This window comes from Sporosarcina sp. HYO08, assembly GCF_001563475.1.
In the GTDB taxonomy this organism is placed as follows: Bacteria; Bacillota; Bacilli; order Bacillales_A; family Planococcaceae; genus Sporosarcina.
In genome coordinates, this window is sequence record NZ_LPUT01000027.1 from 365467 (window position 1) to 381144 (window position 15678).

16 protein-coding genes are annotated in these 15678 nt (G+C 41.8%); 12 read left to right on the top strand and 4 right to left on the bottom strand.

Going from position 1 to position 15678, the window contains the following annotated elements; genetic code table 11:
• Positions 1-84 precede the first annotated feature (84 nt).
• The 8 genes from AU377_RS11080 (at position 85) to AU377_RS11115 (ending at position 8056) form a co-directional block, all read left to right on the top strand.
• A complete protein-coding gene (locus AU377_RS11080; RefSeq protein ID WP_067407821.1) occupies positions 85-1035 on the top strand; it encodes an ABC transporter permease in 951 nt (316 codons plus the stop codon).
• On the top strand, positions 1028-1978 hold the full coding sequence (locus AU377_RS11085; RefSeq protein ID WP_067407822.1) for an iron chelate uptake ABC transporter family permease subunit: 951 nt from the start codon (positions 1028-1030) through the stop codon (positions 1976-1978). Before AU377_RS11080 ends, AU377_RS11085 begins: the two co-directional genes overlap by 8 nt.
• Complete coding sequence (locus AU377_RS11090) at positions 1975-2736, top strand: ABC transporter ATP-binding protein (RefSeq protein ID WP_067407823.1); 762 nt, start codon at positions 1975-1977, stop codon at positions 2734-2736. Before AU377_RS11085 ends, AU377_RS11090 begins: the two co-directional genes overlap by 4 nt.
• Positions 2737-2754: 18 nt before the next feature.
• Positions 2755-3720, top strand: coding sequence for a siderophore ABC transporter substrate-binding protein (locus tag AU377_RS11095; RefSeq protein ID WP_067407824.1), 966 nt, complete (start codon positions 2755-2757; stop codon positions 3718-3720).
• Positions 3721-3867: 147 nt separating this feature from the next.
• The gene (locus AU377_RS11100) at positions 3868-5118 is read left to right on the top strand and encodes an MFS transporter (protein ID WP_067407825.1); all 1251 of its coding nucleotides are present in this window, start codon (positions 3868-3870) and stop codon (positions 5116-5118) included.
• A 184-nt stretch (positions 5119-5302) separates the two neighbouring features.
• Positions 5303-5953, top strand: a complete 651-nt coding sequence (locus tag AU377_RS11105) for a uracil-DNA glycosylase (protein WP_067407826.1) — start codon at positions 5303-5305, stop codon at positions 5951-5953.
• A gap of 112 nt (positions 5954-6065) precedes the next feature.
• Positions 6066-6659, top strand: coding sequence for a DNA-3-methyladenine glycosylase (locus AU377_RS11110; RefSeq protein ID WP_067407827.1), 594 nt, complete (start codon positions 6066-6068; stop codon positions 6657-6659).
• Between the two features lie 332 nt (positions 6660-6991).
• Entirely contained in the window at positions 6992-8056 is a 1065-nt protein-coding gene (locus tag AU377_RS11115; protein WP_067407828.1) for a hypothetical protein, read from the top strand.
• A gap of 56 nt (positions 8057-8112) precedes the next feature.
• On the opposite strand, the gene hmpA is transcribed toward AU377_RS11115, so the two are convergent.
• Positions 8113-9300, bottom strand: a complete 1188-nt coding sequence (gene hmpA / locus AU377_RS11120; RefSeq protein ID WP_067407829.1) for an NO-inducible flavohemoprotein — start codon at positions 9298-9300, stop codon at positions 8113-8115.
• 191 nt (positions 9301-9491) lie between these two features.
• Between hmpA and AU377_RS11125 the strand changes: the two genes are divergently transcribed.
• Together AU377_RS11125 and AU377_RS11130 are read left to right on the top strand one after the other, a co-directional pair.
• The gene (locus tag AU377_RS11125) at positions 9492-9935 is read left to right on the top strand and encodes an Rrf2 family transcriptional regulator (RefSeq protein ID WP_067407830.1); all 444 of its coding nucleotides are present in this window, start codon (positions 9492-9494) and stop codon (positions 9933-9935) included.
• Positions 9936-9977: 42 nt separating this feature from the next.
• Positions 9978-10904 carry a manganese-dependent inorganic pyrophosphatase gene (locus AU377_RS11130; RefSeq protein ID WP_067407831.1) on the top strand — a complete coding sequence of 309 codons (927 nt, stop codon included), beginning with the start codon at positions 9978-9980 and terminating at the stop codon, positions 10902-10904.
• Positions 10905-10967: 63 nt separating this feature from the next.
• Here the strand turns inward: AU377_RS11130 and AU377_RS11135 are convergent, their stop codons facing one another.
• Entirely contained in the window at positions 10968-12344 is a 1377-nt protein-coding gene (locus AU377_RS11135; protein WP_067407832.1) for an FAD-dependent oxidoreductase, read from the bottom strand.
• A gap of 98 nt (positions 12345-12442) precedes the next feature.
• Here AU377_RS11135 and AU377_RS11140 point away from each other — a divergent pair, with 98 nt between their 5' ends.
• A complete protein-coding gene (locus AU377_RS11140) occupies positions 12443-13078 on the top strand; it encodes a DsbA family protein (protein WP_067407833.1) in 636 nt (211 codons plus the stop codon).
• 46 nt (positions 13079-13124) lie between these two features.
• On the opposite strand, the gene AU377_RS11145 is transcribed toward AU377_RS11140, so the two are convergent.
• Positions 13125-13649 (bottom strand): YceI family protein, encoded by a 525-nt coding sequence (locus tag AU377_RS11145; protein ID WP_067407834.1) that lies wholly within the window; start codon positions 13647-13649, stop codon positions 13125-13127.
• Positions 13650-13917: 268 nt separating this feature from the next.
• Between AU377_RS11145 and murB the strand changes: the two genes are divergently transcribed.
• A complete protein-coding gene (gene murB, locus AU377_RS11150; RefSeq protein ID WP_067407835.1) occupies positions 13918-14829 on the top strand; it encodes a UDP-N-acetylmuramate dehydrogenase in 912 nt (303 codons plus the stop codon).
• 58 nt (positions 14830-14887) lie between these two features.
• Here murB and AU377_RS11155 read toward each other — a convergent pair whose 3' ends face one another.
• Positions 14888-15562: a histidine kinase gene (locus AU377_RS11155; protein ID WP_067407836.1), complete on the bottom strand. Its 675-nt coding sequence runs from the start codon at positions 15560-15562 to the stop codon at positions 14888-14890.
• Positions 15563-15678: the final 116 nt, after the last annotated feature.

Consider the following 15678-nt stretch of genomic DNA (forward strand, 5'->3'; position numbering starts at 1 on the left):
CATCATGCTATAATTGAGTTTGTGGCCAATTGATAATCATTATCATTATCAATGAGCCGCAAATAATTGGTATCGGTGATAGCCATGAAGAAACGTTATTTGATCATTACAGTCATACTTCTCTCATTTCTATCGTTATTCGTTGGAGTGAGCCATATTACGCCGATGGATCTGCTAGATTTTAAATCGGAAGAAACGGAAATATTTTTAATTAGCCGTTTGCCGCGACTTGTTGCCATTCTGCTTGCAGGTGCTGGCATGAGTATTGCGGGGCTTATCATGCAACAGCTAAGTAGGAATAAATTTGTTTCACCGACGACAGCAGGAACGCTCGATGCAACTCGTCTCGGCATACTCGTCTCGATGCTATTATTTACGAATGCCTCTACGATTGAGAAAATGATTGTCGCTTTTGCATTTGCGCTTGCCGGCACGCTTCTGTTTATGCAAATTCTTGACCGTATCAAATTCAAGGATGCGATTTTCATACCGTTAGTCGGGTTAATGTTCGGGAATATATTATCATCGATTACGACGTTTTTTGCCTATAAAGCAAATGTAATCCAAAACATGTCGGCGTGGCTGCAAGGTGACTTTTCAATGATCATGAAAGGGCGCTATGAGCTTTTATACATAAGCATTCCAGTGCTCCTATTAACATACCTTTATGCCAATCGTTTTACGGTTGCGGGGATGGGTGAGGACTTTTCTAAAAACCTCGGGCTTGCTTATCGACGGATTGTCAACATTGGCCTCATACTTGTCGCGCTTATCACAACTACTGTTGTGTTAACAGTAGGAATGATTCCGTTTCTCGGGCTGATTATTCCGAATATAGTTTCTATTTTCAAGGGAGATCATTTGCAAAAGACCTTGCCGCATACGGCTTTGCTCGGTGCAATTTTCCTATTAATTTGTGACATTTTAGGGCGGGTGCTGATCTATCCGTATGAAATTTCAATTAGTTTAATGGTCGGCGTAATAGGCAGTGGAATCTTCCTCTATTTGTTGTTTAGGAGGAAGGCATATGCGTAATTCAACAAAGTTAATCATATTAATACTGCTAGCTGCATTGTTTTGTGGGTTGTATCTGTTTCATGGGTTAAATGGAAGCTTTGATTATGCGCTTCCGCGTCGAGGCATTAAGGTTACGGCCATGGTGTTAACAGGCGTTGCCATCGCATTTTCAACGGTCATCTTCCAAACGATTACGCATAACCGTATTTTGACGCCAAGCATTATTGGATTAGATTCACTGTATTTGCTTTTGCAAACAGTGGTCATCTTTTTCCTTGGGGCAAACCACGTAACGATTGTCAATCAACATGTAAACTTTGTCTTATCAGTTGGGACGATGATCGTTTTTGCACTGCTGCTTTATCGTTTGTTATTTAGAAAAGGTTCACAGCCCGTTTACTTCTTGTTATTAGTTGGAATTATCGTTGGAACTTTTTTTGGAAGCATTTCGACATTCCTACAAGTATTAATTGATCCGAATGAGTTCATGCGGGTACAAGATAAGATGTTTGCTAGTTTTAACAATGTTAGCGGTGATCTTGTTTGGTGGGCATTGGCAATTATTGCAATTGCAATAGTTATTGGGATGCGATTTTCGAATGAACTTGACGTGCTCTCCCTTGGGCGAGATACAGCTATAAACTTAGGTGTTCCTTATGATAAAGTCGTAAAAATGATGCTTGTTTTATCGGCTGTTTTAATAGCAGTTTCTACTGCACTTGTCGGACCGATTACATTTTTTGGTTTGATCGTTGCGAATTTATCCTATCAGTTTTTTAAAACGTATAAACATTCTATTCTAATTGCTGGTGCTTCTGTTATGAGTGTTATCGCCCTTGTCGGTGGACAGTGGGTTGTGGAGCGGGTCTTTACTTTCTCGACAACATTAAGTGTCATCATCAACTTTGTCGGCGGTGTCTATTTCATCTATTTACTATTAAAGGAGAGTCGATCTGCATGATCCAAGTTCGGGAACTGTCAAAGTTTTATGGGAAAAAAGCGGTTGTTGAAAAAGTAAATGTAACGATCCATCCAGGAAAAATCACTTCTTTTATAGGACCGAACGGAGCTGGCAAATCGACACTACTTTCAATGGTAAGCCGTCTTCTTGATGCGGATACTGGAGAAGTCCTCGTTGACCAAGACAATGTGAAACAGATGAAGTCCAGTGAATTCTCTAAAAAAGTTTCAATTTTAAAACAATCCAATTTTATGAATGCACGTTTAACAATACGTGAACTTGTTTCGTTTGGCCGCTTCCCTCATTCCAGGGGAAGGCTTAATGCGGAAGATATCCGTATGATTGATCAAGCGATGGACTATATGGACTTAATGGAAATGCAAAATCGTTATCTCGACGAGTTATCTGGCGGTCAGCGTCAGCGTGCGTTTATCGCAATGGTGATCGCGCAAGATACAGATTATGTATTGCTCGATGAACCGCTCAATAACTTGGATATGAAGCATTCCGTTCAAATTATGAAAATCTTAAGAAGGCTTGTCGATGAGCTTGGGAAAACAGTCGTTATCGTCCTCCATGATATAAACTTTGCATCGGTTTACTCTGACCGAATTGTCGCTTTGAAAAATGGTCGAGTTGTAAGAGACGGACCAACGAATGAAATTATTAACTCGGATGCATTGAAGGAAATCTATGATATGGATATTCCGATTAAACAACTTAGTAATTGCCGTATTTGTGTATATTTCAACTCTTAAAACAAAAGGATGGTTGACATGAAAAAATTTACAATTGTATTGATGATGCTTGCGCTAATGGCCATACTAGCTGCTTGCGGCGGCAAAGGTGAGCAAGGTGCAGACGACAAAGCAACAGGTAACAATGATGAAGCAAAAACAGAAGAAACAGCAACAATGACTGTAAAACATGAGCTTGGTGAAACACCTATCGAGAAAAATCCTAAGACTGTTGTAGTTTTTGATTTTGGAATGCTTGATACATTAGATGAACTGGGCATTGAAGTGGCAGGACTTCCACAAGCAAATGTTCCAGGCTATCTATCTAAATATGAAGATGCTAAATATGCAAACCTTGGAAGCCTAAAGGAACCGGATTTTGAAGCGATTCATGCACTAAAGCCAGATGTAATTTTCATCTCTGGACGTCAAGCGGACTTATATGACGACTTAAGTGACATTGCGCCAACGATCTACGTAGGTGTGGATACAGCGAAATACATGGAATCCTTCAAAGGGAACATGGAAATGGTTGCGGAATTATTCGGTAAAGAAGATGAAATGAAAGCCGAACTTGAAGACATTGATGCACAAATTGCAACGATTAAAGAAGAAACTGCAAATAAAGATGAGAAAGCACTTATCGTTTTGGGCAGTGAAGGGAAAGTAAGTGCATACGGCTCTAACTCACGTTTCGGTTTGATTCATGATGTATTTGGATTTAAAGCGGCGGATGAAAAAATTGAAGTGTCAACACATGGTCAAAACGTTTCGTTTGAGTACATTCTTGAAACAAATCCAGATATTTTATTCGTCATTGACCGTGATGCTGCTGTAGGCGACGGTGCAAGTGCGAAAGACTCTATCGAAAATGAACTGGTTCAGAAAACAACTGCGTATCAAAACGACAAAATTATTTACTTAGACCCTGAATATTGGTATCTATCAGGCGGCGGTTTAGCTTCTCTTAAAGAAATGATTAAGGAAGTTGAAGCAGGCTTATAAAAAAATGAGAACTAGCCACAATAAGTGTGAGCTAGTTCTTTTTTATTGAATTTATGGTAGAAAATTGTCTTTGTATTTGTCGAATAAGTAGACTATAATTACAAGTGTAAAGACACTTGACAATATAAAGACAGGAAGTGTACAAATATGACTACCGTCAATTCACCAAATTATAAAGCGAGGGGCGAACAGCAGGTGAATGCGAAACCGAGCATCTCTCGAAATAAATTATTAGGTATTGCCGGCACCGGTTGGATGTTCGATGCGATGGACGTCGGTATTTTATCATTTGTCATTGCGGCACTTGCAGCCGAATGGCAGTTAACATCCTCGCAAATGGGCTGGATCGGCAGCGTTAACTCCATCGGAATGGCTGTCGGCGCATTTGGATTCGGAATTTTAGCGGATCGCATCGGCAGAAAGAATGTTTTTATGATTACACTCGTATTATTTTCACTGGCCAGCGGTTTTTCTGCTTTCACAACGACGCTTACAGCATTTCTCATTTTACGGTTTTTAGTCGGCGCGGGACTCGGCGGGGAGCTGCCAGTTGCCTCGACATTAGTTTCTGAAAGTGTGGATGTAAAGGAACGGGGACGAGTTGTCGTTCTATTAGAGAGCTTCTGGGCTGCCGGCTGGATTCTTGCCGCGCTTATCGCCTATTTTATTATTCCATCGTTCGGATGGCGCACAGCGCTTATCCTTACAGCTTTACCGGCCTTCTACGCAATTTATTTGCGACGTAATTTACCGGATTCGCCGAAGTACGAAGCGAGTGGAAAACCTAAACAATCTTTAGGATCGAAAATAACAGCTGTTTGGTCTAAAAAGTATGCGAAGCGAACGTTGATGCTTTGGATCGTTTGGTTCATGGTTGTATTTTCTTACTACGGAATGTTCCTATGGCTTCCGAGTGTCATGGTGGCCAAAGGGTTTGATATGATTAAGAGCTTCGGTTATGTATTACTCATGACACTTGCACAGCTTCCAGGCTATTTTTCAGCTGCATGGCTGATCGAGAAAGTCGGACGAAAATTTGTCTTGGCAACGTATCTTCTCGGTACAGCGGCGAGTGCGCTCGCTTTTGGATTTGCAGACACACTCGGCTTATTGCTTCTGTCAGGTGCGTTTCTGTCGTTTTTCAATCTAGGGGCGTGGGGAGCATTATATGCCTATTCTCCAGAACAATACCCAACATCGATCCGAGCAACAGGATCTGGTATGGCGGCGGCAGTCGGGCGTATCGGCGGCATTTTTGGTCCGCTGCTTGTTGGTTCGCTTTTGGCCGCTGGAACGGACTTCAGTATTATTTTCGGCATATTTTGCGGTGCGATTGTAATCGGGGTATTAGCGGTTATCTTTTTGGGAACGGAAACGAAACAAATGGAATTGGAATAACGAAAGGGCATCTTGCAAGTTGTTTTTGCAGGGTGTCTTTTTTTATGAACGTATCGGGTTTCCCCAAAAGTATTGTGAGTTTCCCGCACCGCCGTATGAGTTCCCCTCAATCAGCAAGTATTTCATTTTAAGTAGAAGACATTTGGGGAAACTTGTATTGTATAAAGACTAGGAGGCGCTGAACATGTTTCGCATTCCAGAATCAATTGCTGACCTTATCAAAGAAAGAGGCAGCAGCTTTCCAATAGAAGGTTTTGTCTATGGACAAGGACCTCAAAAACCGCAATTAATGCTCATTGGGGAAGCTCCTGGGGAATTTGAAATCGTCGATGGCATTCCTTTCATCGGGCGTGCGGGAACAGAGCTTCTGCAATCACTCGATTCAATCGGCTTAACACGTGACGATGTTTATATGACAAGCCCAGTGAGAAGCAGACCTTATAAATGGGGAACGAAGAAAGAACGGGATGGCACGGTTGTTAAACGGAAATATAATCGGCCGCCGACCCAAAAAGAAATTTTGGCGCATGCCCCCGCACTGGATTATGAATTGGCGCACCTCGAACCGAAACTCATTGTGACAATGGGGAATGTAGGTTTACAGCGGTTAATTGGAAAAGAAGCAAAAGTAACAGAGCTGCATGGTCAATTGTTAACACAGCCCATACAATATTTACGGGGGCTAGAAGACAAGGCATTCAGTTGGACGGAAAAAAGTTATTCTATCGTTCCGACCTTTCATCCGGCATCCGTCTTTTATAGACCTTCACACCGAACTACGATCGAAGCGGACTGGCAAAAGATCGGGCAACTATTGGAAGAAATAAACAAGTGATGAAAATACGGTACTCTGAATTAAAACCTTCCCATTGTCTCTTCTCTTTCTAGTTACGGTATATTTTAATCAAATGAACAAAGGATAAGAGGGAAGATTGGAGGTTAGGGATGTGTATAAACCGGTTCAACCATCTTTTTTTAAAGCACCTGTACTTGAGCTTGCTCCAAGCCTGCTTGGACACTATATTGTGCACGAGCAAAAAGAAGGGACGCTTGTGGCGAAAATCGTTGAAACAGAGGCTTATCATGGCCCTGAAGATCAAGCTGCACATAGCTATCAAAACCGCCGAACGAAACGTACAGAAATCATGTTCGGTGAGGCGGGTTTAGTCTACACTTATCGAATGCATACACATACGCTGATCAATGTCGTCTGTGGACCGATTGGTACGCCCCATGTGGTCCTTATCCGCGCAGTGGAACCGATTGAGGGACTGGAACTGATGCAGCAAAATAGAGGCGCCAAGTTGAAAATGAAAGATTGGACAAATGGACCCGGGAAGTTAACGAAGGCGCTTGGGATTACAATGGATTATTACGGTCATCATTGGTCCCAAAAACCGTTATTCATCGCTGAAGGTTCCGCGAGTAAAGACATCGTGTCAGGCCCACGTGTCGGAATCGCAAATGCAGGCGAAGCTGTCCACTACCCATGGCGTTTTTTTGAAAAAGATAACATTTTTGTTTCTAAATACCGACCGTGAATATTCCAACTATTAATGAGGTCGTATTCGACGTTTTACCCTAATTTGTCGAAATACCGACCTTGTCGCCATGAGAAAACCCTTACATTTCAAGTGCTATGAGATTTGACATATAATTATAAAAATTTAGTAATAAAAATGTTTTTTTAAAAAGTAAAAGGAAAATGACGAAAGTACGCACTATTTAGCTATTTGTGTCGTTGAAATAGTCCAACAAGTATGATAAATTTATAGAGGATCGAATCTTCGGAAGTCATTTTTTTGACTCGTTTTTCCGATTATTTGGTGAGATAGCCAGTTTTGAAGAATGGCGAAATCATATGGAGGACAGCATGAGAAACTTAGGGAAAATACTCAAAATGGGAAGCGCTTTCGTCGGAATTATTGTCGGCGCAGGGTTTGCTTCAGGTCAAGAGATTCTTCAATATTTTACTAGTTTTGGAATGCTAGGAATTGCCGCGGCTTTCGTTTCAACGGTGCTGTTTGCTTATCTTGGCATGGTATTAACGCGTCTCGGGAGCCGAATGAAAACGGTTTCTCATAAAGATGTTATTTATAAAATAAGCGGTCGATACTTAGGCGTGATCGTTGACTACGTAATTATCTTTACTCTTTTCGGAGTAGGGGTTGTGATGCTTGCGGGTGCCGGTTCTAACTTGAACCAGCAGTTTGGATTGCCGACTTATTTTGGAAGTTTGCTTATGGTTATCCTTGTCTTTTTAACCATTTTATTGAATGTCGATAAAGTAGTTGGGGTCATTGGAAGTATTACACCATTCCTTATTTTGGCAGTTGTCATTGTGTCCGTCTATTGCTTAACGACAATGGGAAGTACATTTACTGCCCTCGATCCAATTGCAAATGCAGTCCCGACGACATTACCGAACTGGTTTATATCAGCGGTTAACTACGTTTCCTTTAACATCGCTGTAGGCGCTTCCATGTCACTCGTTATGGGCGGTGCGGAAAAAGACGAGAAAGTCGCTGCTTGGGGCGGCCTTGTCGGTGGATTTGGATTGGGCGTACTTATTTTGCTAAGCCACTTGGCAATTTTCTCAAGGGTAGATACTGTAGCAGATGCAGCCCTGCCAATGCTTGCCATTATGAATGAGATTTCTCCAGTATTTGCGATTTTTATGGCGTTTATTTTATACGGTATGATTTTCAATACAGCGGTGAGTATGTTTTACGCATTTGGCGCACGCTTTGTTCGAATCGGAACGAAAAGATTTAAAATCTTCGTACTCATTACGTTGATTGTTGGCTTTGCATTAAGTTTCCTTGGATTTACAAAGCTTGTTGCTTATTTCTACCCACTTATTGGTTACCTTGGATTATTCCTAGTGGCAGCCCTAATCTTTGCATCCTTTAGAATGCCTGAGAAAGTGCGGCACTAAAAATTAAAAAAGCAATCACGGAAACTTCTGTGATTGCTTTTTTGTATCTGTATTTCTTATACGTGAACCAGTTCAAGTTCTTCCTTAGGACCGAAGAATTCGAAGTGGATTTTCTCTTCCGGGATGCCAAGTGCGTGCAAGCTACTAATTACTGCTCGCATGAATGGTGTCGGACCACAGACGTAAATATCGCTACCTTCAATCACATGTTCTTTCAAAAATTCTTTTGTGATAAAGCCGTCGCCTTCTTCAGAGTAAAGCGCTTTGTATTTTGAGTGTGGCATTAATTCATGTAAATTTGTCAATGCATTATGAAATGCTTGGTGTTTGCGTGTACGTGCTGAATGTAAAAATGCAACTTTACGGCCTTGTTGTGTTCTCGCGATCGTTTCGTACATGCTCATCATCGGTGTGAGACCAACACCGCCGCTAATGAGTGTAACAGGATTCGTACTTTCTGTATCAAGGAAGAAATCGCCTGCCGGTGCACTCACTTCAAGTTGATCACCAATTTCTAGGTTTCGGTGCAGGAATACGGAAACTTTTCCGTGAGGCGCACATTCATCTTCACGTTTGACGGAGATGCGGAATACATCTTCTCTTGGTGCTTGGGATAAACTATATTGACGATTCAGTAAATATTCTTCACCGGGAACTTTCACACGAACCGTAATATATTGACCTGGTTTGTAGGACGGTAATTTTTTGCCATCAGCTGGTTTTAAATAGAAAGAAGTAATGACGTCACTTTCCACAACTTTGTCCGCTACGACAAAATCTTTAAAGAAATCCCAGCCGCCTTCCGTATTTGCAGTTTCTTCGTACATTTCTTTTTCAATGCCAATAAATGCATCCGCGATCACGCCGTACGCTTCACCCCATGCAGCGATAATTTCTGGTGTTGCGGCGTCGCCTAACACTTCTTTAATCGCGCCCAATAAATGATAGCCGACAATCGGGTAATGTTCTTCTTTAATGCCAAGGGAACGGTGTTTGTGTGCGATTTGAACAACTGCGGGAATAATTGCACCTAGATTGTCGATATTCGCAGCAGCAGCATATACCGCGTTTGCAAGTGCAGTCTGTTGACGACCTTGTGATTGGTTCGCATGATTGAAAATGTTTAACAATTCAGGGTTTGCTTCAAACATATTTTTGTAAAAAACGGTTGTAATAGCTTTTCCATGTTGCTCCAAGGCGGGAACGGTTGATTTGATAATGTCGATCGTTTCTTGAGATAGCATTTAATAGCACAACCTTTCTTTTTGTTACTTTTACGATAAACGATTTTTTTTCTTAAAGCTACATACAAAATGCAACTTTGAAGAAAGTTAAACAATTCTTCACAATTCATTCACATCTTTGTCAAAAACAGCTTTTTCTTTAACGGAAATGCTGCAAGGGCTATAATAGCATTAGAAAGTGCGGTGAAATTATGCGTTTAACTTTATATACTGACTATTCATTGCGTGTTCTAATTTACCTTGGCACGAAAGGAACGGAAGAACTTGCAACCGTTCAGGAAATTTCCGATACCTATAATATTTCGAAAAATCATTTAACAAAAGTTGTTCACGAGCTTGGAAAAATGGGACTGATCGAAACGGTTCGGGGACGCGGAGGCGGAGTTCGTCTACATGTGGCGCCAGAGGAAATTAATGTCGGTCAGCTTGTCCGTAAAACAGAAGATGATTTTCATGTCGTTGAGTGTTTTAATACAGAAAGCAATATGTGTATTCTTTCGCCGGCATGCCGTCTGAAAGGCGCATTATATGAGGCTTTACAAGCCTATTTGGCGGTGTTGGACAGTTATACCATAGCTGATTTCATCGTTAATAAGGATGAATTGGCCGCAATTTTGTTCAATCGCTCTTTGTGATAAACTAATAAGTGACTAAAGAGAAATATAGGAGGCATTGTCATGGGAAAAGTTTTAGTTTTTGGACATAAAAACCCTGATACAGATTCGATTACAGCAGCAATTAGCTACGCTTACTTAAAAAAACAATTAGGTATGGATGCAGAAGCAGTACGACTAGGAGCGATTAACAATGAAACGGCATACGCGTTAGAACATTTTGGTTTTGAAGCACCGCGTCTCATTGAAAAGGCAGCGCCGGAAGCGAAGCAAGTTATTCTCGTTGACCACAATGAGAAACAGCAAAGTGTCGACGATTTGGATGAAGTGCAAGTCATTGAAGTAATCGATCATCACAGAATCGCAAACTTCGAAACGAGCGATCCACTCTACTATCGTGCGGAGCCGGTAGGTTGTACGGCTACAATTTTAAACAAGTTATTTAAAGAACATCAGGTAGAAATTCCAAAAGACATTGCTGGGCTTCTATTATCTGCACTTGTTTCAGATTCACTTCTTTTTAAATCTCCAACATTTACAGCACAAGACCGTCAAGCGGTGGATGAACTGGCTAAAATTGCGAGCGTAGATGCAGAAGAATATGGACTCGCAATGCTTAAAGCAGGTGCAGATTTAAGTGATAAATCACTTGAAGAGCTCGTTTCACTGGATGCGAAGGAGTTTACTTTCGGTGAGGTGAAAATCGAAATCGCACAAGTGAATGCGATCGATGTCAATGACGTCATGGATCGCAAAGAAGAGTTAGAATCTATTTTAAATCAAGTGATTGAAGAAAAAGGACTTGATCTATTCTTGTTTGTCGTAACAGATATTTTAAACAATGATTCCGTTGTCGTGGCGCTCGGTAAACAAGCCGAGAAGGCAAGCAGTGCATTTAATGTGCAGCTAGATAACAACACGGCCACTTTAACAGGCGTTGTCTCGCGTAAAAAACAAATTGTCCCTGTATTGACAGAGGCATTGAAATAATAAAACCGGGGGCTATCCTGGAAGTGCCTGGCACTTCCAGGATAGCCCCCGGTTTTGTCGTTATTAGTCTAAATTCAGTGGTTTCGTGGCAGGTCCTTCTAGCACAGATCCATCTTTTCTAAATCTGGAGCCATGACATGGACAATCCCAAGTTTCGTCTGCCTCATTCCATCTTGTTCGGCAGCCCATATGTGTGCAGATTGGTGCATCTGTCCGAGTAAGGTGACCCCCTGTAAATTCAACTAACACAAGACCCGTCGTCTTCATTGCCTGTAATAGGAAAGATCCAAACCCTGTTCGATCAGGTGCGTATAGCCCTGACGCCCGATTGACTCTGCCTAAAATTTGGTCTGCTATAATATGGGCGCTGACAATGGAGTTGGTCATTCCCCATTTCCGAAAGCCTGTACTTAAGTAGACATAAGGAATGCTTGAGGAAATACTGCCTGCATAAGGGACTAAATCGGGCGTTTGCGGATCTTGTGCCGACCAGGCGTGTGTAACATTAGAGAGATTATAAATCTTATCGATTTCCGAATGCAGTGTTTTATAATGGACGTTTGTTTCACTTTCCACTCCAGCTTGATGCCCTTCACCGACTAGTAAAAAGTGGGTTTTCCCATCAAATTGTGCAGTTCGAATCGAACGTTTGGGTGAGTCTACGGAGATATATTGTCCTTGAAGTGCCATCGTGGCTTCGGCCGAAACAACATAGGATCTTGTCACAAGTAATTTCATAAATTGAAGACCCCGTAAAGCTTCAATTGGGTAATGCGTACATAAGACAAGTTCGTTAAAGTGAACTTCGTGTGCTGAATTGACGGATAGAAGTTTCTTTTTTAAGTCCATTAACGTAACGTCGGAATGTTCGAAAATACGGGCACCTGCTTCGACTGCAAGCTTTGCCAAATGTTGTCCGAATCGTACAGGGTGAATTTGACTTTCATTTTTCAGCGTTAATGTTGCTTCCGTATGGATGGGCAGTTCCGAATTTTTTCCGAGTTCGCCTGGCATCCTTAACGTCTTATAAGCGGCCATTTCTTGTTGGAGTTGCTCTGTTCCTTGCTCTGTTTGGGAAAAGAGAATGGAGTCTGCGTCTTTTAGTTCATCATTCACAGCAATAGATCTGCCAAATGCAATGGCCTCCTCATTTACATCATAGTAAATTTTTGCATTTGCTTCCCCAAACTGTTTAATCAATTTAGCGTATACGAGGTCGTGCTGGGCAGTAAGCTTTCCAGTCGTGTTTCCGCTTGCTCCTCCTAAGATGGAATCCTTTTCGAGTAGGATGACATCTTTTCCTTCTTTTGCCAGTAAGTAGGCGGTCGTCAATCCGCTCAATCCGCCCCCAACAATACAAACGTCGCAGCGAAGATCATCGTCAAGCTTTGGGTATTGATCCTTGGGATAGGCTGTATGTAACCACAATGAATTTAACATGGAATTACCTCCGTCATCTTCTTTCTATACTTGTAGGCATATACATTGTTACCCGATTTCATCCGATTTAAAATGAAATGAGAGGATGGTGATAAAAAATGAAAATTGAAGTTTGGTCGGATTATGTCTGTCCGTTTTGTTATATTGGAAAAAGAAGGTTGGAGCAGGCGTTAAAGGAAATGGATTTGGACGGTAAGGCGGAAATTGTCTTTAAAGCCTTCGAATTAGAGCCGGATGCACCTGCAACCTCCGATGAGCGTATGGAAGAAAGATTGGCAAAGAAATATGGAATGACGGTTGAGGAAGCGGAGAAAATGACGGGGAATGTCGCGCTTCAAGCGGAATCTGTCGATCTAAAATATGATTTCGAAAATATGCGCCCGGCTAATACATTTAATGCGCATCGTTTGGCGAAACTTGCCGAGCAAGAAGGTGTAGGCGAAGCGGTAGCGGAACGATTGTTAAAAGCCTATTTTGTCGAGGCGGAAAAAATTGGGACGGATGAAGTGTTGTTGGATATCGCTGAAGGGCAAGGGATTGCGCGGGAACGTGCAGCATCTATGCTTCAATCGAACGAGTTTGCCGGCGAAGTGAAAAAGGATATCGCAGAAGCGGGACAGATCGGCGTAAGAGGTGTACCGTTTTTTGTTATTAATCGAAAGTATGCATTATCGGGCGCCCATCCAGTGGAGAAATTTGTCGATACCTTACAAAAAGCCCAAGAAGAAAGCTAAAAAGCCAGATGACGATTGAAGTGGTGATCGTCATCTGGTTTTTCTATTATGCAGGATTTGCTTGTAGTTCAATTGTAATGATAATTTCATCACCAACGAGCACGCCGCCCGTTTCAAGTGCTTGGTTCCAAGTGAGCCCGAACTCTTTACGAGAAATTTTACCTTTTGCTTCGAATCCAACGACTTCAACGCCCCAAGGGTTTGTTCCTGTTCCCTCGAATGAAGCGTCAAATGTAATTTTTTTCGTGACATCTTTGATTGTCATATCGCCCGTAATTTCATATGCATTGTTACCTGTTTTTGCAATATCCGTGGAAGCGAAAGTAATTGCTGGATACTGTTCTGCATCGAAAAAGTCAGCTGAACGCAAGTGGTTATCACGGTCATTATTGTTTGTGTTAATAGAAGCAGTATCAATTTTGAAATTGATTTTCGCGTTTGTTAAATCTTCTGGGTTCCCTTCGATAACGCCTTCTTTTTCGGTAAAGCTTCCTCGTACTTTTGATACCATCATGTGCTTAACTGAGAATCCAATATCCGTATGCGCGCCATCAACGATCCATTTTGTCATTTTAAAAAACATCCTTTCCTTTTTTGATTCTAAATCTAGTATACAGCATTATATCTCGAATTCAAGATAAATGTTCGAGAAACTGAAAAAAATATTTAATGGGCACAGAATGTTCGAATTTACAGATCCCATTTGACAAAATAGGGAACTATGCAAATCGTATATATTAATTCCTTGTCAAAATAAAAGATTCCAAGCATACTTATAAAGGTGAAAGGTAATTGGTCTTTATTTGGCAAGCAATTGATTTTGAAAGGACTGGATGTTGATGTCAAAGCATCGTTGGTTGACTGAACTACAAGAAAAAATTACAAAGGGTTCCCTTTTACTGGATGAGCCTTTATGCAAATATACAATGACAAAATTGGGGGGAGCTGCTGACCTCCTCGTTATTCCTGAAACAATTGAAGAAACGGAAATAACGGTTCGGTATGCTTACGAAAATAATATTCCGCTCCTTTTGCTTGGGAATGGTTCCAATATGGTTGTAAGAGATGGAGGCGTGAGAGGGATCGTGCTTCATCCGGCACAACTGAACAAAATTGAAATTAATGGGACGCATGTCCATGCCGAAGCAGGCGCATTAATTATTGATGTATCTAGGAAAGCGGCTGCGGCTACGTTAACAGGTCTTGAATTTGCTTGTGGTATACCGGGTTCCATTGGAGGCGCTATGGCGATGAATGCAGGTGCTTATGGTGGCGAAATTAAGGATATTATTATGCAGGCAACCGTTTTGACGAAGACCGGCGAAAGGCTTGTCCTTTCGAAAGAGGAACTGGAACTGGGGTATCGAACAAGCATTATTGCGAAAGAAGGCTATTATGTTCTTTCTGCTGATTTCGGGCTGGAGAAGGGGGAGCAAGAAGCAATAGACGCAAAAATAGCTGACCTCACTCACCAAAGACAATCGAAGCAACCGCTAGAATATCCATCGGCAGGAAGTGTCTTTAAACGGCCTCCCGGCTATTTTGCGGGAAAGCTTATTCAAGATTGCGGCTTGCAGGGGAAAGGGCACGGGGGAGCGGAAGTCTCTCTAAAGCATGCTGGGTTTATCATTAACAAAAACAATGCAACAGCATCTGACTATATCCAAACGATTAATATGGTGAAAGCCGAAGTGAAAAACCGTTTTGGCGTGGACTTGGAACTTGAAGTGAAGATTGTTGGGGAAGAATAATTTTGCAGGCAGAAAAGACGGATAGACTTATGAGCTATCCGCCTTTTTTCAAGATCAATTATTGGCCGATTTTGCACGTGAATGCAGAAGGATCGGTCACGCGGTCATCTGTAATATGCACTTGGCACATTTTATTGTTCATCATGAATTTGAAAATACCATTGTTAAAATCCGTTCCAATTTCTTTGAAGAAAATCCCTTCAAATTGAACTTCCTTAGACAAGGTAAAGTTGATGCGAAAACCTTCTTCGTCTTCAACTAAAAAGGCGCGCACACCTTTTTCAAACATCCCTTCAATGTCTTCTTTAATCGCCCGATCACATGAGACGACATGGAAGTCAACGAACGCAATTTCCCTCAATAGCACATTCATAAACGAACCTTTTGTAATTTCTTCCCATCTGCTTTGCGCCGTTTGGCCAATGATGATTTGCGTTATATTGAGCTGGTGGGCAACCTCTTTAATTACTTTTGCAGAGGAACGCCGCTCATTATCTTTAATAATGAACGCTTCCACCTCAAGCTCCTCGGCAAGCTGCCGCCAACGTTCAACGTACTCGGATTTTTCTGCGTCAAATTCATCGAAGGGGAGCGGATCTACAGTTAGAATATACATTGGACAGTCCATGATTGTAGCCATTTTATGCCCACGTCTAATGAGACGTTCACCATTTGGACCGTAGTAGACACAAACGAGAATGCTCTCGTCCATACGACCTTTTACTTTGCCCATGACGGTTTGTCACCTCTTAATTTTTGTTTACATTAGCGGGCGTTCAAACGCCCACTGACTAGGGGAGCGCAGGCCAAGGACGCCAAGTCCTGAAAGTGCCTGCATGACCAACATCC

Bases quoted from the DNA above. Each gene is read 5' to 3' on its own strand.
- AU377_RS11080 (WP_067407821.1), top strand. From the start codon at position 85: ATGAAGAAACGTTATTTGATCATTACAGTCATACTTCTCTCATTTCTA.
- AU377_RS11085 (WP_067407822.1), top strand. From the start codon at position 1,028: ATGCGTAATTCAACAAAGTTAATCATATTAATACTGCTAGCTGCATTG.
- AU377_RS11090 (WP_067407823.1), top strand. From the start codon at position 1,975: ATGATCCAAGTTCGGGAACTGTCAAAGTTTTATGGGAAAAAAGCGGTT.
- AU377_RS11095 (WP_067407824.1), top strand. From the start codon at position 2,755: ATGAAAAAATTTACAATTGTATTGATGATGCTTGCGCTAATGGCCATA.
- AU377_RS11100 (WP_067407825.1), top strand. From the start codon at position 3,868: ATGACTACCGTCAATTCACCAAATTATAAAGCGAGGGGCGAACAGCAG.
- AU377_RS11105 (WP_067407826.1), top strand. From the start codon at position 5,303: ATGTTTCGCATTCCAGAATCAATTGCTGACCTTATCAAAGAAAGAGGC.
- AU377_RS11115 (WP_067407828.1), top strand. From the start codon at position 6,992: ATGAGAAACTTAGGGAAAATACTCAAAATGGGAAGCGCTTTCGTCGGA.
- hmpA (WP_067407829.1), bottom strand. From the start codon at position 9,300: ATGCTATCTCAAGAAACGATCGACATTATCAAATCAACCGTTCCCGCC.
- AU377_RS11125 (WP_067407830.1), top strand. From the start codon at position 9,492: ATGCGTTTAACTTTATATACTGACTATTCATTGCGTGTTCTAATTTAC.
- AU377_RS11130 (WP_067407831.1), top strand. From the start codon at position 9,978: ATGGGAAAAGTTTTAGTTTTTGGACATAAAAACCCTGATACAGATTCG.
- AU377_RS11135 (WP_067407832.1), bottom strand. From the start codon at position 12,344: ATGTTAAATTCATTGTGGTTACATACAGCCTATCCCAAGGATCAATAC.
- AU377_RS11140 (WP_067407833.1), top strand. From the start codon at position 12,443: ATGAAAATTGAAGTTTGGTCGGATTATGTCTGTCCGTTTTGTTATATT.
- AU377_RS11145 (WP_067407834.1), bottom strand. From the start codon at position 13,649: ATGACAAAATGGATCGTTGATGGCGCGCATACGGATATTGGATTCTCA.
- murB (WP_067407835.1), top strand. From the start codon at position 13,918: ATGTCAAAGCATCGTTGGTTGACTGAACTACAAGAAAAAATTACAAAG.
- AU377_RS11155 (WP_067407836.1), bottom strand. From the start codon at position 15,562: ATGGGCAAAGTAAAAGGTCGTATGGACGAGAGCATTCTCGTTTGTGTC.